Source organism: Candidatus Nitrososphaera sp. 86-2, assembly GCF_056726185.1.
The window spans coordinates 218,247-243,297 of the sequence record NZ_JBWZON010000001.1 but is presented as its reverse complement, the minus strand read 5'-3'; the positions used below and the strand labels follow the sequence as shown (position 1 = coordinate 243,297).

The following is a 25,051-nucleotide window of genomic DNA, read 5'->3' as shown; positions in this document are numbered from 1 at the left end:
CAACACCGTCTTGGCAAAAACCACAGGAAAATCTGCTGCTTCTGTCACCGTGGCGACTCTTGGCTCGCACTGCGCGCTCCAGGTGCTAAAGGGCGCAAAGGACGAAGGCTTGCGCACGCTCCTTGTGTGCGAGAAAAAGCGCGTCGGGCTGTACGAGAGGTTTGGTTTTATCGACGACATGATAATAGTGGACAAATTTTCAGAGGTGGCCGGCGAAAGGTGCAGGGCTGCTCTGAAGAAAAAGAATGCCATCATAATCCCGCATGGCACGCTCATATCGCAGATGCCAAGCGACGATATTGAAAAGATAGAGACGCCGGTGTTTGGCAACAAGTGGATCCTGCGCTGGGAGGCAGACAGGGATATGAAACAGAGACTGATGGAGGAGGCGGGTCTGCGCACGCCAAAGCCCGTAAAATCCAAGGACGAAATCGACGGCCTGTGCATCGTAAAACTGCACGGCGCGGCAGGAGGAAGGGGCTACTACCTTGCGTGGAACCGAGAGAGCTTTGAAGAAGGCGCAAAGAGTCTTGTACAGCGTGGCATGATAAGAGGCGAGCAGGACCTCTACATACAGGAGTTCATAAGGGGTGTGCCTGCCTACCTGCAGTATTTCTATTCGCCTGTCACAAAGACGCTGGAATTTCTGGGGGTCGACAGGCGCTACGAGTCCGACATCGATGGCATCGGCAGGATACCGGCGAGGCAGCAGCTGGGGGCAGGAGGCGAGCCTTCGTACACGGTCGTCGGAAACATCCCGCTCGTGCTGAGAGAGTCGCTCCTTGACGAGGTGTACAAGATGGGCGAGGCCTTTTGCAGGGCCGCCGAGCGCCTAGTAAAGCCGGGGATGCCCGGGCCGTTCTGCTTGGAGGGCGTGTACGACAGCGAGGGCAAGTTCACGACGTTCGAGTTTTCTGCAAGAATAGTCGCAGGCACGAACCTGTACGTGGACGGCTCGCCCTATTCGTCGCTTCTGTACGACGAGCCTATGAGCATGGGCAGGAGAATCGCCCGCGAGATCAAGATTGCAAGAAAAAAGAACCGCCTTGCAAGCATCGTCACCTAAGCGGCATCTTTTTTGCCTTCTGCACCAGCCTGACTACTGCAAGCGCCGCCGCGGCCGTCAGGGCCACCACGAACGCCGGAGTAGTTATCGACAGCGCCTGAGCAGAGCCGGCTGCAAGGGCGACAAGGGTCGCAACAAATGCGCCGGCGGCAGCCATTGCTGCAATCGCAACGACTCGCGGGTCAACCTTTTTCCTGGCCGCTACCGACGCGCCAACGGCAAGCGGCGAGACATAGACGGCGCCGATGAGCGTGCTTGCGACTGCGCCGGCAAGAATGGTCCCACCCTCGCCTCCGCCGGCGCTAGAGAACGCCTGCTCTGACGCCATAAGTATGCCAAAAAGCGGGTACACGGCGGTTTTTACCGTCGCCTGCAGCCACGGCTGCTCACGCTCATAGTCAGCGACCTGCGGGCTGAACGAGTAATAGACCGTGTTGAACACATCCATGAACGCCGAGCCGGACACTGATTTTAGCACATAGTCGTCTCTGAAACCACGGAGGAACTGCACCTGGGGCGTCAGTTCAGAACCGAACGCGGCAGTTGCGATGAGGCAGCCGGACGGCTTTGCAGACTGCGGTTGTTGTTGGGCGGGCGCAGGATTGGTGTTGTTGCCCTGCAGCACCACCACGTCAATCTTGGCAGACTCCTCTTCTCCGTTTATCTTTTGCGCGGCAACGCTGTAGCTTCCTGCCGCGGGGAACGTGTACTGGTTGGAGAACGTGCCTATCCCGGATGTCATGTGCTGGCGATAGACCTCCTTTCCATCCTTGGTCACGACAAAGTCAAAAGACGAGTTTTCGGCAAGGGTGCTGGTGCCGCTTGTCGCCTGGTTGTTCTGTATGTTCATGACAAACGTTGTCGGTGCGCCCGATTCTATTATCTCCGGGCCCCACGACATCTGCCAGAGGTATTTTTGCGTCGTAGAGAGCAGGTCGAGCGGGAACTTGGGTTTTTCCGATGTTTTCAGCACAAAGTCTATCGTGCCGTTACTACTGCCACTTCCTGAGGCAGGGATGCTTGTCAGCCTGTCGTTGTTGAGCACAAAATGCACCAGGCGCAGGTCCTCGGAAGAATAGTCGTCGATGAGCACCGCGTCGTGGGGGAGCACCTTTCCGTTGGCAAAGCCCTGGTAGCCGTTTACCTGCAGCTCCTTCATAGCCTTTGGGAACTCTAGCTCCAAGTGCACGACAGGCACCTGCGACACATAAGATGAACTCCAATCAAACGGCATCGAAAAGGAAATGGAATTTGCGGCCTTGTCATAGTCAAGGTTGGAAACGTCGGCATAGTAGGTCTTGACGGACACCTTTTGGCTCCCTTCAGCGGTCTGGACCTTAAAGTCCTGGGTGCCAGAGACGCTGACGTACAGGTCAAACGTCTGGCCCTGTTGTTGTCCCACCTGCAGGCCGGTGCTAGAGCTTTGCAGCGTGACTGAAACCTTGTACAGCCCGCCGTCTGACATTATCCCGCTCTTTATTTCTACGGGCGCGTCCTTGCTGACCGTTACTCTGCCGGGGTTTGCTTGGCCGTTTACCTGCGCCGCCTTGGCGCTTGCGTCAGGAGTCAGCTTGGCAAGCACTATTCCGTCAGTCGAGTGGAATTCCTGGTCGAGAAGCGTTTTGCCGTCTTTGGACACCATCACGCGGTAGTCAATGCCGGCGATGGTAGCGTTGTTGCTGTTGTCAAGCGTCCTTATCAAAAGAGTCGGCTGCACCTTTCCTGCAGCATCAATGTCGTTTGGAGAAAGCGACGCTTCCACCGCCACCTGCCTGCCGTCAATCGTCGCGGGAAGCGACTTGTCGGTGCCGACGCCATGCCCGTACGCGCTCAATGCGGAACCAAGAAACACCAGCGACGCCAGCACGAGGGACGCAAGGTGGCGCTTCACGGACAGACAGACACAGAAAGGCAAAATAAAGATTTGTAAAGAAAAAATAGAGAGAAAGAAAGGAGAGGGCGGTGGTGGTTACTACTCTACTGCGTCATGTTCCCTTCCATGCTGCCACCAGTCATGTTACCGCCTGTCATGTTGCCTGACATTCCAGACATCTCTCCTGACCCGTGGTCATGGCCATCCGATTCTTCTGCCAGTTTCAGGCCAAATGCATCCATGAGGTTCTGGTGGACTTTGGTGTGCACGATGACAGTCACGTCGTCAAGCGACGCCCGGCTGCCGATGGCGCTCTTTAGCTCGTCCAGCCCTGCTCTGAGTTTGTTCATCGAGGCGTCAGAGCCGCTTGGCGCAACCAAGTTGAGCTTGTAGTACATGCTTGAAGCTTTTAGTGCGAGCCAATTGGCCGACTGGTACGACGCCATGTTGACTATTTTGTCAGACGCCATTGCCGTGCTGCTTGTGTGGTTCATGCTGCTGTCAGTCATGTTCATGCTGCCAGAGTTGTTGTCCTCGTCTGACATGCCATAGGCACCTTGGTAGGACTCTAGGATTTCGTTCACCAGGTTTGCAAACACTAGCGCGCTCACGGTCGAGTTGGACAGCTGGCTGTTGTCAATCCTGACGGTGACGGTCTCGCCGAGCATCCCGTTGATGTCCTTTATTTGCTGGACAATGTCAGACCTCGGGCTTTTGCCTGCGACAGAGGTCTTTAGTTTTTCAAGAGCCGCCGGGAGGTCGGTTCCAAGTCTCTGGTTCTTTTCAGTTATTTCCTTGATGTCAGCCGCGCCCAAGTGCTCGGACGCATGGTCGGCGTGCATCTTGGCAGAGTCAGGGTTGCCTGCATAGTTTCCACCCACCAGCATGAGCTGAACCTTTATCGCGTCAACGTTCGCAAGAAATGCGGCGCTTTCGTCGCCTGAGAAGTTGTGTGCAAACGCCCTCTGCCCTGCCGACGCGTAGGCCAGTCCGCCTACCATCATGGCGGCAAGCAGGAGCGCTGTAGTGCTTTTCCTTTCCATGAATACAGAAACAGGATACTCCTTTAATTAGGGTTCTAGTACACCGGCCGAATTAATCAGATCTTACCTCTAGAATGTAGATACACGGCGATACCTGCTATCACGGCCGTCGCCGGCGTCACGTAGTACAGCAAGAGCTCGTCAAGCGGGATGCCGGGCGGAAACGCCGAGACGTCAAAGGTTGCCGCAAGCGGCTGCGACGAGTATTTTCCGTCGCCGGGGATGCGGGTCTGCACGGTCACCACATAGTCGCCGGCATTGTCGAACTTGTAGCGGGTGGTGATGTCGCTTATCTCGTACAGGCGATAGGGCACCTGGTGTATGGCCTCGCCCGTCTTTTTGTCTGCTATGATGATGGATGAGTAGACGTTGTAGAGGTTGTTACCGTCGGGGGCAAGCACGCTAAAGTTAAGAGTCGAGTTGGTGCCGATTATTGGGGCCGAGGGGTACGGCTGGAAGACTATTTGGTAGCCATCCACCTGCTTGGTGGCACCGAAAAAGTGAGCGTATGCCGGCGCAAAAAAGGATGTGCCTGCAAAAATGGAGAAGAACATGAAGAAGAACAGCGCGGCCGCAAGGAGGCGCAGCAACAGCATCGCCCTGTTTTGGCGCTTTGCATATTTCAACTATTGGTGATGTGGTAGTACATCTGCCGGATGAACCACAATTCCTAATATGCAAATTATGTTTATCCATTCTGCGGCAAGTCGCTGCTGCAAAAAAAACATACACAAATACACACGCCTGTTCATTACACGGCAGGGAAGAGCCTTTCCTTCCCTTCCGTGTCTCAAGCTTTTGCCCTTCTCCTGCGCATTATCACTACGGCGCCCACCGCTGCAGCGCCGGCAGCCCCTATCCCGGGCGCAACAATGTACAGGTAATTGTCGTATGGCCCTGCCACGTTGAGTATGAACGTAAACGTCAGGGTCTGGCCGCTGTACACGTTGTCTATTAGGTCAGCATAAAGCACGTACTTGCCCGGCGCCGCAAAGGTGTGGTCGTAGGCGTAGTGGCCGTACTGGATTATTAGGGGCCCGGCAGTTGCGACATCGGCTCCGTCCTTGACAAGCCTTATCTTTACCGGCACGTCCACCACGTCGTCGCCGTTGACGCCGGCTATCCTCATCACCACCTTTGACGGCTCGCCGGCCACAAGCCGAGGCGGCTCGGTGGCGACATCAAACTCGTAGTTGCCTATCCTCTGCTTGTACATGGCGTTCTTTAGCGGGTCGGCAAAAGCCGGCTGCGCAACCATCAGGAGAAGAATTGCCGCAAGGGCTACTACTGCGCACGCAAGCGACTTGTTTGACAGCAGCAACAACAGCTGTGCTAGAGCTCGTCCAACATTTCAACGTAATTGTCGACGACCTTGTCGGCAAAGGTCTGGCGGTACTTTGACAGCACATCGGCCACGAGGTCCTTGTTTGCAAGGCTGTACAGCTGGTATTCGCCGTACCTGACGGACAGGATGCCGGCGTCCTTCAGACGCTTCAGGTGCGCCGAGACGGTGGAAGGCGCCTTGCCCGTGTGCTCTACTATTTCTGCAAAAGTGCACATGTCCTGCGACAGTATGAATGACACTATCTCACGTATTGGCTCGTGCCTGATGTAGCCGAGGACCTGCGACTCGGTTTCCGGAACGTTGACCGGGTAATAGCGGGTGATTCGCGCCTGCCTGTCCACCCTTATCACGCTTGCCTTTTCAAGCGCGGAGAGGTGGTACGTCAGGACGCCGTTTGCAAAGCCCGTAGACCGCAAGAGCTCGCGGTAGCGTATGCCCGGCTCCCGCTCGATGAGTTTCAGGAGAAGTTCCGGCGTGCTCAGTGCCTCTGATATTGCCTTTTCTTCTCCCATGCCTATTTGTTCACCTTGAGCACTCCCAGCCCGAACAGGCCAAGCATTCCAAGCAAGATTATGTGCGGGAATTCTATATCCAGATTGGGGATCTGCAAAAAGAACAAGAGCCCGACTGACTGGAACAGGTAGAACACTTCTGCGACGCCGAGCGCGATGAACCCAAGCGTCATGTAGAGCGTCCTTGCCCCGCCTGTGCGCCTGTATGCAGTCAGCGAGACCACGCTGAGAAACGTAGCTATCACGAGGCTCGCCATGTGGAGTATGATGTGAAACAGTATTGACGGGTGCGTGACGTGCGGAAGCACGAGAGGCGCAATGATGCCCACCACTATGGCCGCAGTCAGCCCAAACACCAGAGGCTTTGACGCGGCTTCTTGCATAAGCTGGTTGCTACCCGTCTGCATATCCACCAATTTATTGGTGGCTTTGGCCTAATAAAGGGATTGGTACAAAGCCGGAACTACTGGCCCAGCGCCGCAAGCGTCTTTTTCATCTGCAGCCGGCTCTGCCTCGCATAGAACGCGCTCCCGCCAGCCACTGCTGCCGCAAGACCCAGAGCGAGGGCGGCAAACGAGTCAAAGCCTGGCGGCGTTTCCGCCGTGCTTTCCATGCCGGGCATCGACGACATTCCAGACATACCGCCGGACGACATTCCCGACATCGATCCGCTTTCGAGCTTCTCGGTAAAGCTGTGGTTCAGGTCGTACGCGTTCACCCTCTGCGCAATGAGGTCCATCTTCCACTCGCCGGGCTGGCTCAGGTAGCCCCCGGCGGCCGAATAAACGCCGTCGCCGGTCTTTTGCAGTGTGGCTATCAGCGGCCCCACCCCGGCGTCAACGTTTGTGAACCGCAATATCACGCTTGCGATGTTTTGCGGAGGCTTGCCTCCCTCGCTCAGGGTGACAGTGAACGTGTTGACGCCGGGCTGAAAGGGTGTTATCTCAAGCATGGCGTCGGTGCCGTCCACGTTCACGTGGTTCATGTAGTGAGGGCCGGCCTGGTGCTGCTGCTGATCCATGGATTCTGCGGGAGGCGACGTTATGGTGAGAAGGGACGCGGCAAAAAGCACCCCTATACCGACGAACGCCTCGGCCTTTATCGTCCTGCCAAAGCGATTCGTCGCGGCGTATTCCTGCCCGCCGGATTTTGCAAGCACGACGATTTCCCGGTGGAGTTTCAGCTGATGGTACGCACCGAGGAGCACCATCGGAAGGGCGGCCCCAAGTTTTATCGCAAGGCTGATCCCGTACGGCGTGGTAAGGAGCGAGTCCAGCGTGTGCAGGTGGACCCACGCCATGTATATCCCAGTCACGCCTATCACTCCCAGCGAAACGGTGGCAACGAGCGAAAAGCTTGGAAGCGCGGTCGCAAGCTGGCGTGGCGAGCGCCTCGTGGCCGGCGCAAACACCGCGGCCAGGTAGAACAGCCCGCCCACCCAAGCGGACACGGCCATAAAATGGACCCAGTCAAGCGCCGTCGCAAGCTCTGGCAGAAACGGCGCGGCCGAGTTGTGGCTCAACATGCTGTTTGAGAACAGCGAGAATGCGCCTGCCGCAAGCGCGGTATACAAAAGAGGCTTTTTGCCGATTTTCATGTAGACGACGACAGAGCCGGCGACTATTGCCGACGCCGCAAGCCTGTACAGCCAGACGGCGCCTGAAGGCGAGCTGGCTACAAGTGACTGCAGCGCCTGTGCGACCGGCACTCCTGCCGCCTCGGCAAGGCCGCCGGCCTGCAAGAATACTATGCCGGTCGCAGACGCGGCAATTGCGCCTGCGCTTGCAAGCACGATAATCGAAAACCTGCGGGCTGCGCGGCTTTCAACTTTTTTGTGCAGTATGACGTGGGTTATTGTGCCTCCGACTACAGCCGCCTGCGCTACCAGAAGGGGCCACTTGGCTGCCGCGTCGGCGTACGACGTGACTGCGCGAGTCTCGCTTGACTCTCCCCCGGCCGGCATCATCGCTTTGCCCACGCCAAAGACGTATGCGCCTTCCGCGATGTGCCCGTCGTCAAGCGACATTGTGAACCAGGACACAGTGTATATCCCGTCCTTGACATTGCTCGTGTCTATTGTCACAGCGGCCTGCCTGCCGTGATCGCCGGTGACTGCAAAGTCGTTCTTGTCGATGCGCTGGCCCTGCGCGTCTGCGACTCTGATATAGCTCACCTTCGGGTCGGGCCGCTCTGAAAATGACATTGCGAGCTGCTGCGGGACCTCGGACTTGTCAGCAAACTGCGCGTTTGGCATAATGGTGTATGTTGCAGGTATAGAGTGGGCAAACGCAGGCGCCGCTAGCGCAGACAGCAAAAGCAGAGCTGCCAGCGCAAAAATAACGAGGGCGGGCAGAGCGGAGAAGGACGTCATGGCCGTAGAAAAAAAGGGGCCCTACTTGCTGTTGTTGCCGCCACGCCGGCGCGTCATTGCCACCGCGCCTATGGCGATTCCGACAATGCCAAGGCCGATTCCTGCCCACACCATGCCGCCGCTACCGTCGCTGCTACTTGACGCTGCTGGAGAAGTCGCAGGTGCCTTGACGGACGCAATGTCGCTCTGGACCTGCGCTATTGCCTTGCTCACGTCGTTGTTTTGCACGTACTTTTCTGGAAAGCCAGCGTCGGTGCGCGACTCAAAGCAGCCATAGCCTCCGGTCACTCCCTTTCTCACCACGCCCTCCGACACAGTGGTTGTCGAGTTGTTTGCCTGTGCGCCAGCCTCTCCTGCAGGCGTGCATGTGAACGTGAGGTTGACCGGCGTATTGTTTATCGTTCCAAATATGCGATACGTATACGTGGTCGCAATGGTCGGGTAGAACGGCGCGCTGTACTGGCCCGGCGAGTTGAACACGGGCTCTAGCGGCATCTCTTTTGTCTTGCCACCTGCGCCTATCTCAACTTTAAGCGTCTGCTCAAGGCCGTTGACCGGGGCAGCCCCCGCCGCTTTGGAGTTCATCGGATCGCTTGGATCCGCGTTGAGGACACGAAGGTCCACGCCCGTCTTGTCGTCGACAAACGCCGGCTCGTTGAGCGAGCCTATCACTATCAAATAGTCCTTGCCGCCTATCGTATAGAGCTGGCGCTGGTGCGCGTAGGCCGGCGCCGCAAAAGCGCCTGCCAAGAGGAGCGCGACCGCCACTGCCCCTACCATAATCACTAATTTCATAAGCGTATTGGAGTGCATAGAAAATTTAAGAAAAGTGGAACATTCGCCAAATGTACTACATTGAAGAAAAAATGCCCGGGCGCTAGCCTCTGTTTACCGCCGCGCGGATGTTGCGCTTCAGGTCCGTCGCGCTCTTGGCATACATCAGGGCGCTTATCACGATGCCGGCGGCTATTGCGGGGCCAGCCAAATCTGCAAGCGAAAAGCCGATGTTGGTCACCGGGCTTGCTTCGGGTTTGTTGTTGTCCGGCTGCTGTGTCGGTGGCGCCGGCGGCGCGGAAGGCTTGGCAGTTATCGTGATGCTCCCGAGGGCTGAGCCCTGCTGCTCTGCAAACCAGATCTTGCCCTTGTCGTCGGCGGTCAGGTACTGAATTTGCGAGCCGGCCGTCGGTATCTTGGCCTCGGCGCTTGCTCCCGTCCTTGGGTCAAACACGGCGACTTTGTCCACCGTGTGCTCGGCAATCCATATGTTGCCATAGCTGTCAGCCGCCATGCCAAAGGGCAAGCTGGCGCCGTTCAGCGGAGGATATTCGCGGAACGTCTTGAAGAGCGGATTGAACGCCGTGACGGTGTGCCCTTCATGCTCGGCGATAAGCAGATTGTTGCTATTTGGATCGGCGAATATGGCTGTAGGCACTATGAGCTTGTTCTGGCCCTTTGGCTCGTATTCTGTCACCTTGCCTGTGACAGGGTCTATCATGGCTATCTTACCCACCGCGGCTTCAGGAATCCATAGCTTGCCGTCGCGATCCACGGTCACCCCTACGGGGCTAGACTGCGGAGTTGGTATATCAAATCCGGTAAATTTGCCGGATGCCGGCTCGAACTTGAACACCTTGTTTGGCTCCTGGACGGGCACCCACACGTTTCCGCTGCCGTCGATTGCAAGCCCGCCCGGTATGCCTTTTTCAGGCAGGGGGAAGGTCTTGTTCTCTTTTGTCTGGGGATCATAGTGCCCTACCAGCGACTGCCTCGGGCTGACGTACCACAAAGTGCCATCGCTGCCAAGCGCCACTATCGAGACAAGGTCGATGCCGGCCAGTTTGTGCTCGACGTATTTACCAGTGGCAATGTCAAACTGCATTATCCTCCCGGAGCCGGGATTCTCGTCGCCGGCCCATATCGACTGGCGTTTTGCGTCAAACACCGGGAACAGCATGAGAGTCTTATCTGGCGTCTTGTACTCCTTGACGTCAAAACCGAGGCTAGATACCGCCGGCCTGACCTGAGTATCAAGAGTCGCGACGATGTTTGACGATGAAGAGCGCACGCCTTCCACCTGCACCGACCACTTGCCCGGCAGGCTGAATGCCGCGTCCGCGGTAAAAGTTCCGTCCTGCTGGCGCGTCGCGTTGATGTTTATCGGGCCTATGCCCTTTTCGACCTGCGTCAGTTTTATCGCCGCGGCACTGACGTCTGCCGCCGGCTTGCCGTCATTGCCAAAGAATGCAAGCGTGAACTTGTTCTGGCCAACGGCAAACGGGTCCACCGTGAGGTTCACCTTGCCAGTTGAGCCGTACAGCGTCTGCATGAATTTCGTGGACGAAGCTGCTGCGGTCTGCTGTTGTGTGGCTGCAAAGGCTGCTTGCTGGTCCGGATGCTGCTTGCCATACTGCGGAAACTCGCCGGCTGGAAGCGAGGCGTTAGCCATTATCGACACCGCCAGGAGCAGGGCTATTCCGACTCCGGCCTCTGCCTTCAAGCTCTTTGCAAAGCGCCCGTAGCCGTTTGACTGGACGGAAGAGCCTCCGACCATTGCGACCATCGCCTTTTTCTGTATCACAAACTGCGAGTAACCACCCATTGCGACCATGACGCCGGCAAGCCCCAACTTTATCGCAAGGACCTTGCCGTACGTAGACGCAAGCGTGAGCGAAAGGTCGCTCTCTATCAGGAACAGCAAGAGAGGCCCGGTTATGATAGCGATGCCAAGTATCGTGACTACTATGGTTGAAAAGCGAGGTATCAGGATGGAAATTGCGGCCGCCCTTGTGCGCTCGTCGGCCATTGAAAGGATTTTTGGCACCGCCACAAAGCCCATCAATATCAGGCCGCCTATCCAGATGCTAGCCGCGGTGTTGTGGAAAAAGTCGAGCAGGATTGCGGTTATCTGTCCCGTGGCCGCGCCGTGCGCTATCAGGCTTGACGTCACGAGCACCGCAAGACCCATCACGAGTATTGCAAGTATCTCGGCCTTGCTTGGGAGCGTGCCGGTCTTGCTCAGCTTGCGGTACACGAATACGGCGATTATCATCAGTATTGACGATTCGATCATGCGCGTCGTCCAGACATTGCCGAACTTGGTCGCTATCGCCTGTGCTATCCCGGCGTTGATGTCGTACGCCTGCACGGCTATCATGGCAAAGTTCGAGCCAATCACGATGGCCGCGCCGATCATGACGAGTTTCACCATATTTCTGTCGATCGCGGCTCGCTGAGATGATATTGCGCTTGCAAGCCACGGCACGCGCGAAAGCGGCTTCCACAGCCACAGCGTGCCAAACGCCGCGCCGACCACGATGACCTGTCCGACCATGCCGGGGAACCTCGACGCCGACTGTAGCGGAGACAGGATCTGTGAAGGCTGGCTGGCAGGTCCTTCGGACGGCGTGACTGCGGTTCCTATGCCAAACGTAAAGGCGCCGTCAACCACGTGGCCGTCGATTGCAGAAAGCACCTTTGTGCTAACCGTGTAGACGCCGTCAGGCAGACCCGGTTTCAATGTGACTGCGAGAGACTGGGTGTCGCCATCCACGTTGTGTGGATCATTGTTGTCGACCCGCGATCCGTCAGGCCCAAGCACAGTTATTGTGCTGTACGAGACCTCTACTGCCTCACTGAACGAAGCCTTTACTTCGGCGGGCGGAGAAGACAAGCTCTGAAACGGCTTTGGCGACGTGCTTACCGTAAACGCGTGAGCAAAGGACTGCTGCGGTGGCATGATTGTAAAGGCAAGCGTTGCCACTATGGCTGCGACGACGAATATGCACAGCAGTGGCCGGCCAGACATGCTTGTAATACGCGCCGGACCATATTTGACTCTTGCTTGTTTTGTGGTACAAATCCCGAACGATCATCAAAGATTATAAGCACTGCAGGATAATTTTTTTATGATGAAAAAAGCCGCCCTTGCTCTTGCACTTGCAATCCCGATCTTGCTTACAGCGACGCTTTCTTCTTCCATCAGCCCCGCGTACGCCCACACTGCAACCAAAGCAGGCGATATCAGTATGGAGATAGGCTGGGGAACAGAACCACCGCTTCTTGGCCAGTTGAACACCATAACGGTCCAAGTGAACAAGATCTCTGACGGCAAGCCGGTCGCAAACGCATTTGCAAACGCCAAGGTGACCGTGATAAAGGGCGGCGACAGCAAGGACTTGGACGTCTTGCCGGGAGAGGCATCCGGCCTTTATGCAGGCCAGATAATCCCGACGCAGCTGGGCCAGATAACGATTCACATCACCGGCACCATCGCCGGCCAAAAGATCGACAACCAGGTCCAGATAGAGGATGTAGTGGATACCAAGACTCTCAACTTCCCCGCGTCAGGCGGCTCAAGCCAAGGCATCCCGCAGGACTTTGTCAACCAGATAGGTTCTACCATATCCGACCTCAACACCCGAATTGACAATGCCACCACCTCCGCGCAGAACGCAACCGACGCGGCGCAAAAGGCAGCACAGGACATTCAAACAATAAAAGCAGAATCAGATAGGGCCTACTTGGTAGGCATGGTAGGAATAGGGGTTGGAGTGGCAGGCATTGCAATTGCGGCCCGCACACTTTCCCGCAAAGCCTAGGCTACGGACGGCCTAGATCTTTACCATCTTTACCCTTGCGGCCACCACGGCTCCGGCCATCATCGCCGCGGCAACTGCACCCAGAGCGCCTATTGGAAATTCGGGCGTCACCTTGATTGAAAGATCAGTGTTCTCGGGGTTTATCGGGACTGGTGGTATATTGGTAGCATACAACGTGACTCTTGCCGTATAATCACCGTTCTGCTGGAACTTGTACGGCACGGTTATTGTCCCTCCAACATTGTGAATATTTTGTTGATTGGTCTGCTTTGCAGCACTATATACGACATTGCCATTCTGGAGAATCTGGAAGTCGTAGTAATTATGCTGGTTAAGGTTCTTTGTGCCAGGTTCATAGAAATTCACATGGAACTTGACGCTTCCGCCGTCTGCCCATTCAGGCTCGATTGTGACGTCCAGAGTCTTGTTACCAGTTGCCGCCCCGGCTGCTTGTGCGTGCACAACAGGAATCGATGCAAATCCTGCTGCTGCCATGATTGCAGCAATTGCGATAGCGAGGTATAGTAGCGTTGTAGCAGGCATCATGTTATACCTCATTCTCCGGCCAAGGTAATAAATTATAGCTCCTTCCGGTGCTTTGCGCCGAAAAACGTTGCAAGCGCCACGCCCGCGCCCGCAACGATTGCAACAGGCGCAAACTCGGGCGTCACCCTCAGATTAAAGTCGGCCCCCTCGCCGAGGCCGTCGATGTTTGTGATCCGGATGACATAAGGCCCTTCCGCGGAAAACGCCACCGCCTGAGTGCCTGCAGACTGCGACTTGCGTTGCAACTCTTCGTGGCCGTCTGCCGAGAGCACGACAAAGTCGTAGGTGATATCCTCAAGCTCCCTGCCGGTCTCTGGCTCTATGAATTTCAGTTTGAAGATGTTGTCAGCGCCAAGGTCTGCCTGCTGCGTCCAGTTCATCCTCACCAGAAACGTCCCATGGTCGCTTTTGGATTCCAGCGCCACCGGGCCGGTGTTGTCGTTGTTGTTGGCCTGCGCAAGGGCGGGCTGCAAAAAGGGGACAAACAAAAGAAGTGCTGTGGCAAAAAGCACTACTAGCACGGATAATGACATTGTTTGTCAGCCAGTTGTGATAGATAAAGTGTTGTCGTTGTTGCTACTGTTGCTGGAAGAAGAAAAAGAAAAGAAAGGAATGGGAGGTTTTTAGAACCTAAACCCAAAAGCCTGTCCCTTGAAGCGCGCTATGCCTATCACTGCCACGAGCGATGCCGCAAGGACGAGTGCCGCAACCACGCCAAACTCTGGGACGACCATAGCTCCCTTGATGGTGACAGTAGTAGCGCCGTCTGGCACAGTGAGCTTGACTGTCGCATCAGTAGCTGTGGAGTTTACTGGCGTGATAGTTACGGATTTGCCGCTTGCAGTGGCGTTATTCTGTATTCCGTCAATCATAGCCTTTGGCAGAGTCAGTTGGACCTCTCCAGCCTTGTCAAAGGTTACATCGACTGACTGGCCTTGGTTGATCTTGACAGTCGTCACCTTTGAAGTCATAGAGCTGCTGGTAACTGTGTAGCTCTTGCCGTCAAGCTGGGCCGTAGCCGTGCCTTGCATCATGGATCCACCTGTGCTACCGCCGCCGGTTGTGTTACCGCCGGTGCTGCCGCCTGCTGCTGCCACCTTGAGCATACCTACCATTGCTGGGTGGAGTGAGCAAAAGTACGGATAGTCTCCTGCTGCAGTTGGCTTGAATTCAGCAGTCTTGCCGGGTGGGAGAAGTACCGGAGTCTGGCCGTCAGACTGGACGCCGAACTTGCCGTCCGGAGTCGCGTTTGAACCAGACTCTACGGTGTGCAGAGCGCTATCCTTGTTGGTCCATATCACGGTGTCGCCTACCTGTGCCGTGGCCGGGTTTGGAGAAAATGCGTCGTTTGACTTGGTCGACGCTCCCGGCACAAGGGTGATGTTGACAGTGGCTGCAAAGGCTGCCTGGCTTGGAATAACCAGGATTGCTGTAAAAATAGCCGCCATGCCTGCAGCTAGTGCTATCTTTGCGTTCATTGATAACTGCGAGCTCGATGGGATTAAAAAAGTTTTGGAGTTTTGTTCTGTACGCAAGCACATGCAGCCAGGTTTTTAACGAAGGGGCCGTTTTACAGGCTAGTGCGCATAGTCTCGTTTTTGCCCAGCGCGACAGAGACCCTGTTCGAGCTTGGGCTTGGAAGTGACCTAGTCGGCGTGACCCACGAGTGCAAGTACCCGCCTGCCGCGCGGAAAAAACCGCAGGTGATACACCCGTCTTTTGACCCGGCAAGGATGACTGGAAAAGAAATAGACGGCAAGATAGTCGAGCTCATGCAGTCGGGTGGCGACATTTACATAGTCGACGAAAAAGCGCTGAAAGAGGCCGACCCGGAGCTGATAGTGGCACAAGGGCTCTGCGAGGTCTGCTCGCCCTTTACAAAGGAGATAGGGAGGGCAGTAAGCGTCCTTGGCGGCAAGCCCGATGTATTGGTTCTTGATCCGCACGACCTTGACGACGTGCTCGTGAGCATCATGGACGTGGCAGAAAAGGTCGGCAGGGTAAAGGAGGGCCGCAGGTTGGTCTCGGCGCTTCAAAAGCGCATCGACGCCGTGCGCGCGATAAAGGCAAAGAAGAGCAACAAGCCAAAGGTGGTGTGCATAGAGTGGGTCGACCCGCCGTTTACCGCCGGCCACTGGGTTCCGCAGATGGTCGAGTATGCCGGCGGCATTAACGGGCTGAGCAGTGCGGGCGAGCAGTCGCGCAGGATGGATTTTGAAGAAATCGCGAAATTCGACCCCGATATCATCGTCATGATGCCGTGCGGCTTTGGGGTAAAGAGGACGCTTGAGGAGATGAAAGCGCTGAAAGGAAATGTAAAGTGGGAGTCGCTTCGCGCAGTGAAACAAAAAAGCGTCTATGCGGTCGAGTCAGGCGCGTATTTCAGCAAGCCCAGCCCCCGGACCGTCGTCGGTCTGGAAATACTTGCAAAAATAATCAACCCCGAAGCATCCAGGAAGATAAAGGTGCCAAAGGGCAGTTACAAAAAAGTAGTAAAGTAGGTAGAGAGAGAAAAGAGCTACTGGGTCAGCGAGACTTCGATGTAGACATCGTCAGGGATTTTCAGGCGCATCAGCTGCCTTATTGCCCTGTCGTCGGCGCCCACGTCGATTACCCGCCTGTGGATGCGTAGCTCGTACTTGTCGTACGTGTTTGTACCCTGGCCGCACGGCGACTTTCTCGTCACCACCTTCATGCGCTTGGTCGGTAACGGGTGGGGGCCGCGCAGCTTGATGCCGCTCTTTTCCCCTATGCCCCTTATCTCAGTGCACACGCCTTCAAGCGTGGTGAGGTTCGTGCTTGTCAGTTTGATTCTTGCTGCCTGTGGCATATCTATTGGTCACTTACTTTTTGTTCGGGTCGAACTTCTCGGTGATGTTCAGGACGACACCTGCGGCAATGGTTGTTCCCATGTCGCGGAGCGCAAACCTGCCGATCTCTGGAAAGTCCTTGAACGTCTCGATTGCAAGTGGCCTGACTGGCTTTATCTTGACGATTGCCGCGTCGCCCGTCTTTAGGAACTTGGGGTTCTCCTCTGTCGTTGCACCGGTCCTTGGGTCAATCTTGCTCACAAAGTGAGAGATTGTGGCTGCGACCTGCGCGGTGTGTGCGTGCAGCACTGGCGTGTAGCCCGGAGCGATTGCGGTTGGGTGCGAGATGACGATGATGCGTGCCTCGAATTCCTTTGCGACTGCTGGCGGGTTGTCTGCAGGGCCAATAATGTCGCCGCGCTTTATTTGCTTCTTGTCGACGCCTCTGAGGTTAAAGCCGACGTTGTCGCCTGCCTCTGCCGATTCGAGTATGGTATGGTGTGTCTCGATGGTCTTGATTTCGCCGACGGCGCCGGATGGCATGACTACGACCTTGTCGTTTGGCCTCATCTTGCCTGTTTCGACTCTGCCCACCGGCACGGTGCCTACGCCCGTGATTGTGTAAACGTCCTGTATCGGGACACGGAGCGGCTTGCCGATTGGCTTCTCTGGCGGCTCGAAAGCATCGAGTGCCTCTGCGAGCGTGACGCCCTTGTACCACGGCATGTTGTCGCTCTTCTTTACCAGGTTGTCGCCCTTCCAGCCTGACACCGGTACAAAGTTGACCTTGGCAGTGTTAAAGCCGACAGACTTTAGCATCTTTTCCACGTGGTCCTTGACCTCCTTGTAGCGAGCCTCTTGGTAGCCGACGTCGTCCATCTTGTTCAGTGCGACGACTATCTGGCCGACACCGAGAGTCTTGGCAAGGAATGCGTGCTCCCTGCCCTGTCCTCCCGGCTCGATTGATGCCTCGGTCTCACCCGGCTTGACGGAGATGACGAGGATGGCTGCGTCAGCCTCTGACGCGCCCGTGATCATGTTCTTGATAAAGTCCTTGTGACCCGGAGCATCGATTAGCGTGAAAAAGTACTTTGCGGTCTCGAATTTCTGGAAAGCGAGGTCGATTGTGATACCTCTTTCGCGTTCGTCCTTGATAGAGTCCATGACCCATGCGTACTTGAAAGTGTCACCCTTTCCGGTTGCCTCGGATTCCTTTGCATATGCATCAATAGTCCTCTGGTCAATTGCGCCGAGATCGACGAGCAAGTGACCGACAGTAGTAGATTTACCATTATCGACGTGGCCTGTAACCACAATGTTCAGGTGTGGCTTTTTGCTAGCGCTCATAGGGCAAGAACGCTCCATGGGCTTTATTTATATTTCGCCTGCGATTCTTGCGATTTCTTGTACGTCTCATTAGCAGATTTTTGGCGCCCCTGTGCAGGTGTGTGAGGCCCGCGTGCAAAAAATGTTCATTCCCACGGGAGGGAACTATCGGAAGAGTTTTAAACCAAGAACCGCGCTTTTTGCACCAGACATGCGGATCACAATCAGCGCTATCAAGGCAGATATTGGAGGCATCGGCGGCCACACCCGCCCAAGCGACGAGCTCGTCAACGCAGTGAAGGGCTTTGTGGCCAAGAACTCAAAGGGGATGCTTATTGATCATTACATTGGATTTAGCGGCGACGACATCCACATCATAATGACCCACACGCTTGGAGTCGACAACGAAAAGATCCACAAGCTTGCATGGGACGCGTTCACAGAGGGCACCAAGGTAGCCAAGGAGCAGGGTCTGTACGGCGCCGGCCAGGATTTGCTAAAGGACTCTTTCTCTGGAAACGTCAAGGGCATGGGACCGGGCGTAGCCGAGATAGAGATGGAGGAGCGCCCAAGCGAGGTGTTCTGCATATTTGCGGCAGACAAGACAGAGCCGGGCGCGTACAATTTCCCGCTGTGGAGGATGTTTGTCGACGCAAGGAGCAACACCGGCCTTTTGATTAACGAGCGCCTTGCAGAGGGCGTCGTGTTCCGCATAATGGACGTCATGTCCGGCAAGGTTGCCGACTTGAAGATGTGGCAGGACAAGGCAGAACTGGAAGCGGCGCTGATGTACCCCGGCAGGTACGTCGTTTCTGCGGTGTTTTCGTCTGACATGGCAGAGCACATCGTCTCTGCTTCTACCGACCGCCTGCACAACATCGCCGGCACGTACGTGGGCAAGGACGACCCCATCATGATAGTAAGGACGCAAAAGAACTTTCCAGCCACTGAAGAGGCGGGAAGCGCGTTCAACGACCCGCACTATGTGGCAGGCAACACGAGGGGTAGCCACCACATGCCCCTCCAGCCAGTAAAACTCAACTCGGCTGCAAGCCTCAACTACTCTATACCCATAGTGTCGTGCCTGCTTTTCAGTATGCATAACGGCAAGCTGACAGGTCCGCACGACGGCTTTGGCACGGTCGACTGGGACCTCCAGCGCATGTGGGCGGCAGAGCGGGCCATGATAATGCGCAACCAGGGCTTTATCCACCCGGCGACGCTCATTCCCGAAGAACTGGAATACAACAAGGGCTACCAGGCGCGCATGAACAAGCTGGAATCCAAGTTCCGCGACCTAGAAGAGCCAAAGAGCAAGGGCAAAGCTGGCAAGCGTTGAACCGGCCCCTCATCATCAACTTCAAGAACTACGGCGAGGCGTCTTTTCCGCAAAAGACGCTAGAGCTTGCAAGAGCAGGGCAAGAAGTCGCAAGGAAACTGGATGTCGAAGTGGTGCTTGCGCCCCCGCAGCCGGCGCTGGCGCTTGTATGCAAGAGCGTTGACATCCCGGTGGTATGCCAGCACGTAGACGACGCGCAGGAAGGATCTACAACCGGGTTTTTCGTGCCAGAGATAGCAAAATCGTACGGCGCATCAGGTTCTCTGATAAACCACAGCGAGCACAGGATAGATACCGACGCCATAGCAAGGCTAGTAAAGAGGCTGCGCGCCCTGAAGATGACTTCAATAGTGTGCGCCAGGACGCCCGGCGAGGTGGCGAAAATCTCAGAGATGGAGCCGGACTTTATCGCAATCGAGCCACCGGAGCTCATTGGCTCCGGCAGGGCGGTTTCAAAGGAAAACCCGGCCATAATCACGGATTCGATAAAGGCTGCCGGCAGCGGCAGGTCAAAGGTCGTCTGCGGCGCAGGCATTACCGACAAAGGCGACGTTGCAAAGGCGATGGAACTTGGCTCGCACGGAATCTTGGTCGCTTCAGGAGTCATCAAGGCAAAGTCGTGGCCCGAAAAAATAGCCGAGCTTGCACAGGGCATGAAAAAGATTTCAGGATAGAGAAACTACACAGAGTAAGAACATTCTGTAAAGATCTGGAAATTCTCTTAAATATCCAGTTCTGCTGCAAAGCGTCCATGGTTGACGAGGCAAAGCTGAATGAGTTTATTGGCAAAGTAGTCGGCGACATGGGAGGAGCTGTCGGGGCACTCCTTGCGTTTGTCGGCGACAGGTTGGGGCTGTACAGGGCGATGGCCGGCGCAGGCGCAATGACTCCGGACGCGCTGGCGCAGAAAACAGGCACGAACCCGCGCATGATAAGAGAATGGCTTGCAAGCCAGGCTGCCGGCGGGTACGTGTCTTATGACTCCAAGACAGGCACGTACACGCTTTCAGAGGAGCAGGCGATAGCGCTTGCGCAGGAAGGGAGCCGGGCGTTCATGCAGGGAGGATTCCAGATAATGGCGTCGCTTTTCAAAGACGAGCAAAAGATAATCGAGGCGATGAGGACCGGGAAGGGCCTTTCATGGGGCGACCACGAAAAATGCCTGTTTGAGGGCACCGAGCGCTTTTTCAGGCCGGCGTACAACGCAAACCTTGTCAAGAGCTGGATACCAGCGCTTGAGGGAGTCGAGGCCAAGCTGAAAAATGGAGCCAAGATGGCAGACGTCGGCTGCGGCCACGGCGCGTCGACGATACTCCTGGCGAAGGCTTTTCCAAACTCCAGGTTCTACGGGTTTGACTACCACGAGCCCTCAATTGAATGGGCGAAAAAGCAGGCAGAGAAGGAAGGAGTCGCAGACAGAGTGACATTCCAGGTCGCAAAATCCACGGACTTTCCCGGCGACGACTATGACGTGGTCGCGTTCTTTGACTGCCTGCACGACATGGTTGACCCATACGGCGCAGCCGCCCACACGTACAGGGCGCTCAAGAAAAAAGACGGCACGATGTTCATAGTCGAGCCGTACGCCGAAGACAGGCTGGAGGACAACCTCAACCCGCTTGGCAGGCTGTTCTACTCTGCGTCGACCGTGATATGCGTGCCGGCGTCCCTTGCGCAGGGCGGGCCGGGGCTCGGCGCGCAGGCAGGCGAGAAAAAGATGCGCGAGGTCGCCGAAAAGGGCGGCTTTACGAGGTTCAGGCGCGCGACTCGGAGCCCAGTGAACCTGGTGTACGAGGCCAGGCCATAGGTCTAGATCCTGGACCTTGGCAGGTTCCAGTTGTACCTCATCGCAAGCACGCGAAGGCCGGTGACAAGCGCGATGCACGGTATGGCGGCAATGTCAACGTTGATGCCGGCCGCAAGCATCCCAAAGAACGCGACCACGCCGGCAAAGCTTGCGGAAGCGTACAGCTCTTTGACAAACACGATGGGCACCTCGTTTACGAAAACGTCGCGCAGTATCCCGCCTCCAACCGCCGTCACGATGCCTGCAAACGCCATCGCAAGAAAGTTCAGCCCAAACACGCTGTAGGCAAACGACGCGCCGATAATGGTAAAGACGCCGAGGCCGACTGCGTCGAATTTCAGGATGAGCCCCTCGTAGTGCTTGAACGACCGGTAGAGGAAAAAGATGGCGACTGCCATCCCTATCGTTATTGCGACGTAGAGCGGGTTTGTAATTGCGACCGGCGGTATCCTGCCAAATATCACGTCGCGGAGCACGCCTCCAGCAACTCCGGTTATCGTGGCAAGTATGATTATACCTACAATGTCTGACTTGTGCTCGACTGCCTTGAACGCGCCAGTGGCCGCAAACGCAGCAGTGCCAATAAGGTCGAGGAACTGGATGAGCAGGGGCACGGAAAGGCCGGGGTCCGCCAAGGCCGGCTAGCTCTGCGCAGGCATTGATTTGAAACTATCGGTATGCAGGGAGGTTCATAACGTTTTAAACCAGTAGGTGGCAAGTTTTACCAACAAAACATGAGCAGCGCGATTGCCAAGCCGATATACTTCTTTGACGAGGCTGACGGCAAGAACAGGGCGCTCCTTGGAGGCAAGGGCGCCGGCCTTGCAGAAATGACGAAACTGGGCCTGCCGGTCCCGCCCGGATTCATAATCACGACTGACATTTGCGAGAAATTCTACGAGGCAGGCAGGCGCCTGCCCGACGGCCTGATGGACGAGGTGCGAAAATCCATCCGGCGCCTTGAGGCAATCACCGGCAAGAAATTCGGCGACGCAAAAAACCCACTCCTTGTCTCCGTCCGGTCCGGCGCGCCAGTGTCAATGCCGGGCATGATGGACACTATACTCAACCTCGGCCTCAACGACCAGACGGTTGAGGGCCTCGCCGCACAGAGCGGCGACATCAGGTTTGCGCTTGACGCCTACAGGCGCTTTATCCAGATGTTTGGCAAGATCGTGCTTGGCGCAGACGACAGGCAGTTTGAAAAGGCACTTCTTGCGGCAAACAATGGCACAGCACCTCCTGACGAAAAGACGCTGCGCAAGGTAATCGCGTCGTTCCGCTCGCTGTGCGAGGCGACGGGCAAGAGGTTCCCGGACGACCCGTACAAGCAGATAGAGTTTGCAATCGACGCGGTGTTCACCTCGTGGACCGGCAAGCGCGCGGTGGAATACCGCAGGCAGTACGGCATCACGCCGGACATGGCAAACGGCACGGCAGTCACCGTGGTGGCAATGGTGTTTGGCAACATGGGCCGTGACAGCGCGACAGGCGTCGTGTTTACGCGCAACCCTGAGACGGGCGAGAAAAAGCTTTATGGAGATTATCTGGTAAACGCGCAAGGAGAGGACGTGGTGTCAGGCAAGGCAAACCCGAGCCACATCGACCAGATGGAAGGCGAGATGCCCCAGGCGTTTGGCGAGCTGAACCAGGTCTGCCAAAAGCTTGAGGACCATTTCAGGGAGTGCCAGGACGTCGAGTTTACAGTCGAGCGGGGCAGGCTGTACATCCTACAGACAAGGACCGCCAAGATGAGCGCGGGTGCAAGCGTCAAGACGTCGGTTGACATGTACCATGAGGGACTCATCAACAAGGTTGAGGCGCTGCAGCGCATTGATCCGGAGGGCTTGGAGCAGATACTCTACCCGAGGATTGACAGCCACCGCGTCAAGCAAAAGCCGGTGGCAACCGGCGTCGCGGCGTCGCCGGGTGCGGCAAGCGGCATCGCGGTTTTCGACGTAGCAAAGGCGGAGGCCATGGGCAAGCGGGGCGAAAAGGTGGTGCTGATAAGAGAGGACACGAAACCTGACGACGTGCCGGCGTTCTTCCAGTCAGTCGGCATACTGACCACGAGAGGCGGCAAAACGTCACATGCGGCGGTGGTCGCAAGGGGCATGGGCAAACCGTGCGTCGTCGGCTGCTCGCAGATAGAGATAGACCCCGAAGGCGCAAGCTTTTCCGTCGCAGGCAGGGTGGCAGTCACTGAAGGCCAAAAGATAACAATCGACGGCTCGACCGGCAGAGTGTATACAGTTGAAGTGCCTACGGTAGCACCCGAGATAACGTCCGAGTTCAAGGAGATACTGCAGTGGTCGGCCGAGATGAAGGCGATAAGGATTCGCGCAAACGCTGACACGCCCGAGAGCGCGACGCTTGCGCGCAAGTATGGTGCAGAGGGCATCGGGCTGTGCAGGACCGAGCGCATGTTCAACCAGCACGACAGGATCGCGCTTTTCACAAAGATGGTCATGGCCGAGACAGAACAAGAACGCGAAAAGGCACTCGCAGAGCTTGAACGCCTGCAAAAGTCCGATTTCAAGGCGATCTTTAAGGAGATGCAGGGCTTGCCTGTGACAATCAGGCTCCTTGACCCGCCGCTGCACGAGTTCCTCCCGAAAGAGGAAGACCTCATGATGCAGATTTTCGAGCTAAAGTCGGAGGGCGGCCACAAGGCGGAAGCAGAAATGCTAAAGCGCGAAAAGATGCTCAGGCGAGTGCGCGAGCTCTCCGAGATAAACCCGATGCTTGGCCACAGGGGCGTCAGGGTCGGAATAACGTTTCCCGAGATATATGAGATGCAGATACGGGCGGTGTGTGAGGCGGCGGCGGACCTCACGAAGGAGGGGGTGAAGGTAGAGTCTCAGATAATGGTGCCGCAGGTAGCGACTGTCAACGAGCTTGCGACCGTCAGGCACATGTTCGAGTCTGTAAAACGCGAGGCCGAGCACAGGCACAAAATTAAACTGAAAATAGTCTTTGGCAGCATGATCGAAGTTGTCAGGTCGTGCCTCGTGGCAGACGAGATTGCGCACGTCGCAGACTTTCTCAGCTTTGGGACAAACGACCTCACGCAGGCCACGTTCAGCTTTAGCAGGGAGGACGCGGAAGGCAAGTTCCTGCCCTTTTATCTTGAGAAGGGAGTCATCGCAGTCAACCCGTTTCAGAGCATAGACCAGAAGGGGGTCGGCAGGCTGATGAAGATGACGATAGAGATGGCAAGGAAGGTGAAAAAGGACATGGAGATAGGGATCTGTGGCGAGCACGGAGGCGACCCCAAGTCGATAGAATTCTGCACCACGATTGGCCTCGACTATGTCAGCGCCTCGTCGCACAGGATACCAATCGCAATCCTCGCAGCGGCCCAGTCGGCCATCAGGGGCAACAAGAGTGGCAAGCTGTCCCGGTTCCTGACGGATTAAAGCTTAAAATGTGGGGCGGGAAACGTGAATTGCGTATATGTCTTCTGAAGGAGGTACTGCCGGCGTAACCTACGAGTGTATGCGCTGCGGCACGCCCGTGACCGTTGAGGAGCTGTCGCGCCTGCCAGAGATAAAGTGCATCTGCGGCTTTCGCGTCTTCCGCAAGGCCAGGCCGCCGATTGTAAAGCAGCTAAAGGCTGTCTAACTACTATCTCCCTTTTTCCGGTCGTCAAGAATCCTGTTGTACGAGTGGAACTTTTTTGCGTGGTCGCGCATCTGCTCCATGCCGTCAAAGCCCATGCCGCACTTTTCGCAGACGTATTGTTTGTTTTCGTGCGCCACCTGCTGGTGCTGCATAAACTCCTCTACTTTGCGGAACTTTTTGCCGCACTTTTCGCATTCGTGCTTTGCAAAAAATAAACCAGTCATTTATTTTCCCTGGCTGTTCCTTGCATCCCAGCATTTCCGGCACATCTGCCCCTGGATCTTCCAAGCCGGCTTGGGGTTGTAGCGGATGAATCCTATCTTGGCCCCACAAGTGGCGCAAAAGTTCAGCCTCTTGTTGTACTCTGCCTCTTTTCTTCCAAAGCACGGCTGGCACAAGAGCGTGCCGGGCTCCATCTCCCACTGCCACCGCGGCTTGACCGCCACATCTCCCAGCTCCATCTTGCACAAGGCGCAATGGTCTGGCTCCTCCTTTTGTTGCTGTTGCTTTGCAGCATACTCTTTTGTCTTTTCTATCTGGCAGTCGCTGCACAGGTAGCCCTCTATCTTCCACTCTTCCTTGGGTTTGTACCTGTGCTTCAGCTCCCTACCACACACGACGCACATTGCCGGCTCTTTTTTGCCAAAGAGCAATATAGCTGGTCTTGGCGCAACGGGTAAAAAAAGTATGCGTGAAGGTCATGAATGAAAAATTGCAGAAACAGCCAATATGACATAATATAATCGCGCAGTCTACAAAATATTTTAATAAAAGAACTCCCTACCCCGTGT

Annotated in this window: 25 protein-coding genes; 8 read left to right on the top strand and 17 right to left on the bottom strand. The window is 56.1% G+C overall.

Annotation, left to right across the window (positions count from 1 at the left end):
* Positions 1 to 10: 10 nt before the first annotated feature.
* Positions 11 to 1,066, top strand: coding sequence for a formate--phosphoribosylaminoimidazolecarboxamide ligase (locus ACYOR7_RS01485; protein WP_294807768.1), 1,056 nt, complete (start codon positions 11 to 13; stop codon positions 1,064 to 1,066).
* Here the strand turns inward: ACYOR7_RS01485 and ACYOR7_RS01480 are convergent.
* The 9 genes from ACYOR7_RS01480 to ACYOR7_RS01440 form a co-directional block, all read right to left on the bottom strand.
* A complete protein-coding gene (locus ACYOR7_RS01480; RefSeq protein WP_479912935.1) occupies positions 1,059 to 2,957 on the bottom strand; it encodes a CFI-box-CTERM domain-containing protein in 1,899 nt (632 codons plus the stop codon). The two genes, ACYOR7_RS01485 and ACYOR7_RS01480, sit on opposite strands and share 8 nt — an antisense overlap.
* Positions 2,958 to 3,043: 86 nt before the next feature.
* Positions 3,044 to 3,982, bottom strand: coding sequence for a hypothetical protein (locus tag ACYOR7_RS01475; protein ID WP_479912934.1), 939 nt, complete (start codon positions 3,980 to 3,982; stop codon positions 3,044 to 3,046).
* Between the two features lie 56 nt (positions 3,983 to 4,038).
* The gene (locus ACYOR7_RS01470; RefSeq protein WP_479912933.1) at positions 4,039 to 4,608 is read right to left on the bottom strand and encodes a hypothetical protein; all 570 of its coding nucleotides are present in this window, start codon (positions 4,606 to 4,608) and stop codon (positions 4,039 to 4,041) included.
* Positions 4,609 to 4,772: 164 nt separating this feature from the next.
* Positions 4,773 to 5,306: a hypothetical protein gene (locus tag ACYOR7_RS01465; protein ID WP_479912932.1), complete on the bottom strand. Its 534-nt coding sequence runs from the start codon at positions 5,304 to 5,306 to the stop codon at positions 4,773 to 4,775.
* A gap of 8 nt (positions 5,307 to 5,314) precedes the next feature.
* Positions 5,315 to 5,839: a winged helix-turn-helix transcriptional regulator gene (locus ACYOR7_RS01460; protein WP_294806737.1), complete on the bottom strand. Its 525-nt coding sequence runs from the start codon at positions 5,837 to 5,839 to the stop codon at positions 5,315 to 5,317.
* Positions 5,840 to 5,841: 2 nt separating this feature from the next.
* The gene (locus ACYOR7_RS01455) at positions 5,842 to 6,246 is read right to left on the bottom strand and encodes a hypothetical protein (protein ID WP_479912931.1); all 405 of its coding nucleotides are present in this window, start codon (positions 6,244 to 6,246) and stop codon (positions 5,842 to 5,844) included.
* A 56-nt stretch (positions 6,247 to 6,302) separates the two neighbouring features.
* Positions 6,303 to 8,153: a CopD family protein gene (locus ACYOR7_RS01450; RefSeq protein ID WP_479912930.1), complete on the bottom strand. Its 1,851-nt coding sequence runs from the start codon at positions 8,151 to 8,153 to the stop codon at positions 6,303 to 6,305.
* A gap of 78 nt (positions 8,154 to 8,231) precedes the next feature.
* Entirely contained in the window at positions 8,232 to 9,005 is a 774-nt protein-coding gene (locus ACYOR7_RS01445) for a hypothetical protein (RefSeq protein WP_479912929.1), read from the bottom strand.
* Positions 9,006 to 9,087: 82 nt separating this feature from the next.
* Positions 9,088 to 12,015, bottom strand: a complete 2,928-nt coding sequence (locus ACYOR7_RS01440; protein WP_479912928.1) for a copper resistance CopC/CopD family protein — start codon at positions 12,013 to 12,015, stop codon at positions 9,088 to 9,090.
* Between the two features lie 100 nt (positions 12,016 to 12,115).
* Between ACYOR7_RS01440 and ACYOR7_RS01435 the strand changes: the two genes are divergently transcribed.
* The gene (locus tag ACYOR7_RS01435; RefSeq protein WP_294806751.1) at positions 12,116 to 12,808 is read left to right on the top strand and encodes a hypothetical protein; all 693 of its coding nucleotides are present in this window, start codon (positions 12,116 to 12,118) and stop codon (positions 12,806 to 12,808) included.
* 12 nt (positions 12,809 to 12,820) lie between these two features.
* On the opposite strand, the gene ACYOR7_RS01430 is transcribed toward ACYOR7_RS01435, so the two are convergent.
* The 3 genes from ACYOR7_RS01430 to ACYOR7_RS01420 form a co-directional block, all read right to left on the bottom strand.
* Positions 12,821 to 13,354, bottom strand: coding sequence for a hypothetical protein (locus tag ACYOR7_RS01430; protein ID WP_294806754.1), 534 nt, complete (start codon positions 13,352 to 13,354; stop codon positions 12,821 to 12,823).
* A gap of 32 nt (positions 13,355 to 13,386) precedes the next feature.
* Positions 13,387 to 13,887, bottom strand: coding sequence for a hypothetical protein (locus tag ACYOR7_RS01425; RefSeq protein ID WP_479912927.1), 501 nt, complete (start codon positions 13,885 to 13,887; stop codon positions 13,387 to 13,389).
* A gap of 90 nt (positions 13,888 to 13,977) precedes the next feature.
* The gene (locus tag ACYOR7_RS01420; RefSeq protein ID WP_294806760.1) at positions 13,978 to 14,832 is read right to left on the bottom strand and encodes a cupredoxin domain-containing protein; all 855 of its coding nucleotides are present in this window, start codon (positions 14,830 to 14,832) and stop codon (positions 13,978 to 13,980) included.
* Between the two features lie 102 nt (positions 14,833 to 14,934).
* Between ACYOR7_RS01420 and ACYOR7_RS01415 the strand changes: the two genes are divergently transcribed.
* Positions 14,935 to 15,855 (top strand): cobalamin-binding protein, encoded by a 921-nt coding sequence (locus ACYOR7_RS01415; protein ID WP_479912926.1) that lies wholly within the window; start codon positions 14,935 to 14,937, stop codon positions 15,853 to 15,855.
* 17 nt (positions 15,856 to 15,872) lie between these two features.
* On the opposite strand, the gene rpsJ is transcribed toward ACYOR7_RS01415, so the two are convergent.
* Positions 15,873 to 16,184 carry a 30S ribosomal protein S10 gene (gene rpsJ / locus ACYOR7_RS01410; RefSeq protein WP_294806766.1) on the bottom strand — a complete coding sequence of 104 codons (312 nt, stop codon included), beginning with the start codon at positions 16,182 to 16,184 and terminating at the stop codon, positions 15,873 to 15,875.
* 13 nt (positions 16,185 to 16,197) lie between these two features.
* Complete coding sequence (tuf, locus tag ACYOR7_RS01405; protein WP_479912925.1) at positions 16,198 to 17,511, bottom strand: translation elongation factor EF-1 subunit alpha; 1,314 nt, start codon at positions 17,509 to 17,511, stop codon at positions 16,198 to 16,200.
* Between the two features lie 190 nt (positions 17,512 to 17,701).
* On the opposite strand from tuf, the gene fbp reads away from it, so the two are divergent.
* From fbp to ACYOR7_RS01390, 3 genes are all read left to right on the top strand, one after another.
* A complete protein-coding gene (fbp, locus tag ACYOR7_RS01400) occupies positions 17,702 to 18,829 on the top strand; it encodes a fructose-1,6-bisphosphate aldolase/phosphatase (RefSeq protein ID WP_479912924.1) in 1,128 nt (375 codons plus the stop codon).
* Positions 18,826 to 19,503 carry a triose-phosphate isomerase gene (tpiA, locus tag ACYOR7_RS01395; protein ID WP_479912923.1) on the top strand — a complete coding sequence of 226 codons (678 nt, stop codon included), beginning with the start codon at positions 18,826 to 18,828 and terminating at the stop codon, positions 19,501 to 19,503. Before fbp ends, tpiA begins: the two co-directional genes overlap by 4 nt.
* 77 nt (positions 19,504 to 19,580) lie before the next feature.
* Positions 19,581 to 20,636 carry a class I SAM-dependent methyltransferase gene (locus tag ACYOR7_RS01390; protein WP_479912922.1) on the top strand — a complete coding sequence of 352 codons (1,056 nt, stop codon included), beginning with the start codon at positions 19,581 to 19,583 and terminating at the stop codon, positions 20,634 to 20,636.
* A 2-nt stretch (positions 20,637 to 20,638) separates the two neighbouring features.
* Here the strand turns inward: ACYOR7_RS01390 and ACYOR7_RS01385 are convergent, their stop codons facing one another.
* Positions 20,639 to 21,271, bottom strand: a complete 633-nt coding sequence (locus ACYOR7_RS01385) for a trimeric intracellular cation channel family protein (protein WP_479912921.1) — start codon at positions 21,269 to 21,271, stop codon at positions 20,639 to 20,641.
* Between the two features lie 99 nt (positions 21,272 to 21,370).
* On the opposite strand from ACYOR7_RS01385, the gene ppdK reads away from it, so the two are divergent.
* Together ppdK and ACYOR7_RS01375 are read left to right on the top strand one after the other, a co-directional pair.
* Positions 21,371 to 24,055: a pyruvate, phosphate dikinase gene (gene ppdK, locus ACYOR7_RS01380; protein ID WP_479912920.1), complete on the top strand. Its 2,685-nt coding sequence runs from the start codon at positions 21,371 to 21,373 to the stop codon at positions 24,053 to 24,055.
* 37 nt (positions 24,056 to 24,092) lie between these two features.
* Positions 24,093 to 24,260 (top strand): TFIIB-type zinc ribbon-containing protein, encoded by a 168-nt coding sequence (locus tag ACYOR7_RS01375; protein WP_479912919.1) that lies wholly within the window; start codon positions 24,093 to 24,095, stop codon positions 24,258 to 24,260.
* On the opposite strand, the gene ACYOR7_RS01370 is transcribed toward ACYOR7_RS01375, so the two are convergent.
* Positions 24,257 to 24,484, bottom strand: coding sequence for a C2H2-type zinc finger protein (locus tag ACYOR7_RS01370; RefSeq protein WP_479912918.1), 228 nt, complete (start codon positions 24,482 to 24,484; stop codon positions 24,257 to 24,259). The two genes, ACYOR7_RS01375 and ACYOR7_RS01370, sit on opposite strands and share 4 nt — an antisense overlap.
* Positions 24,485 to 24,913 (bottom strand): hypothetical protein, encoded by a 429-nt coding sequence (locus ACYOR7_RS01365; RefSeq protein ID WP_479912917.1) that lies wholly within the window; start codon positions 24,911 to 24,913, stop codon positions 24,485 to 24,487.
* Positions 24,914 to 25,051 lie beyond the last annotated feature (138 nt).

Bases quoted from the DNA above. Each gene is read 5' to 3' on its own strand.
- tuf (WP_479912925.1), bottom strand. From the start codon at position 17,511: ATGAGCGCTAGCAAAAAGCCACACCTGAACATTGTGGTTACAGGCCAC.
- ACYOR7_RS01370 (WP_479912918.1), bottom strand. From the start codon at position 24,484: ATGACTGGTTTATTTTTTGCAAAGCACGAATGCGAAAAGTGCGGCAAA.
- ACYOR7_RS01455 (WP_479912931.1), bottom strand. From the start codon at position 6,246: ATGCAGACGGGTAGCAACCAGCTTATGCAAGAAGCCGCGTCAAAGCCT.
- ACYOR7_RS01445 (WP_479912929.1), bottom strand. From the start codon at position 9,005: ATGAAATTAGTGATTATGGTAGGGGCAGTGGCGGTCGCGCTCCTCTTG.
- ACYOR7_RS01435 (WP_294806751.1), top strand. From the start codon at position 12,116: ATGATGAAAAAAGCCGCCCTTGCTCTTGCACTTGCAATCCCGATCTTG.
- ACYOR7_RS01440 (WP_479912928.1), bottom strand. From the start codon at position 12,015: ATGTCTGGCCGGCCACTGCTGTGCATATTCGTCGTCGCAGCCATAGTG.
- ACYOR7_RS01390 (WP_479912922.1), top strand. From the start codon at position 19,581: ATGGTTGACGAGGCAAAGCTGAATGAGTTTATTGGCAAAGTAGTCGGC.
- ACYOR7_RS01460 (WP_294806737.1), bottom strand. From the start codon at position 5,839: ATGGGAGAAGAAAAGGCAATATCAGAGGCACTGAGCACGCCGGAACTT.
- ACYOR7_RS01475 (WP_479912934.1), bottom strand. From the start codon at position 3,982: ATGGAAAGGAAAAGCACTACAGCGCTCCTGCTTGCCGCCATGATGGTA.
- fbp (WP_479912924.1), top strand. From the start codon at position 17,702: ATGCGGATCACAATCAGCGCTATCAAGGCAGATATTGGAGGCATCGGC.
- ACYOR7_RS01375 (WP_479912919.1), top strand. From the start codon at position 24,093: ATGTCTTCTGAAGGAGGTACTGCCGGCGTAACCTACGAGTGTATGCGC.
- ppdK (WP_479912920.1), top strand. From the start codon at position 21,371: ATGAGCAGCGCGATTGCCAAGCCGATATACTTCTTTGACGAGGCTGAC.
- rpsJ (WP_294806766.1), bottom strand. From the start codon at position 16,184: ATGCCACAGGCAGCAAGAATCAAACTGACAAGCACGAACCTCACCACG.
- ACYOR7_RS01425 (WP_479912927.1), bottom strand. From the start codon at position 13,887: ATGTCATTATCCGTGCTAGTAGTGCTTTTTGCCACAGCACTTCTTTTG.
- ACYOR7_RS01430 (WP_294806754.1), bottom strand. From the start codon at position 13,354: ATGATGCCTGCTACAACGCTACTATACCTCGCTATCGCAATTGCTGCA.
- ACYOR7_RS01420 (WP_294806760.1), bottom strand. From the start codon at position 14,832: ATGAACGCAAAGATAGCACTAGCTGCAGGCATGGCGGCTATTTTTACA.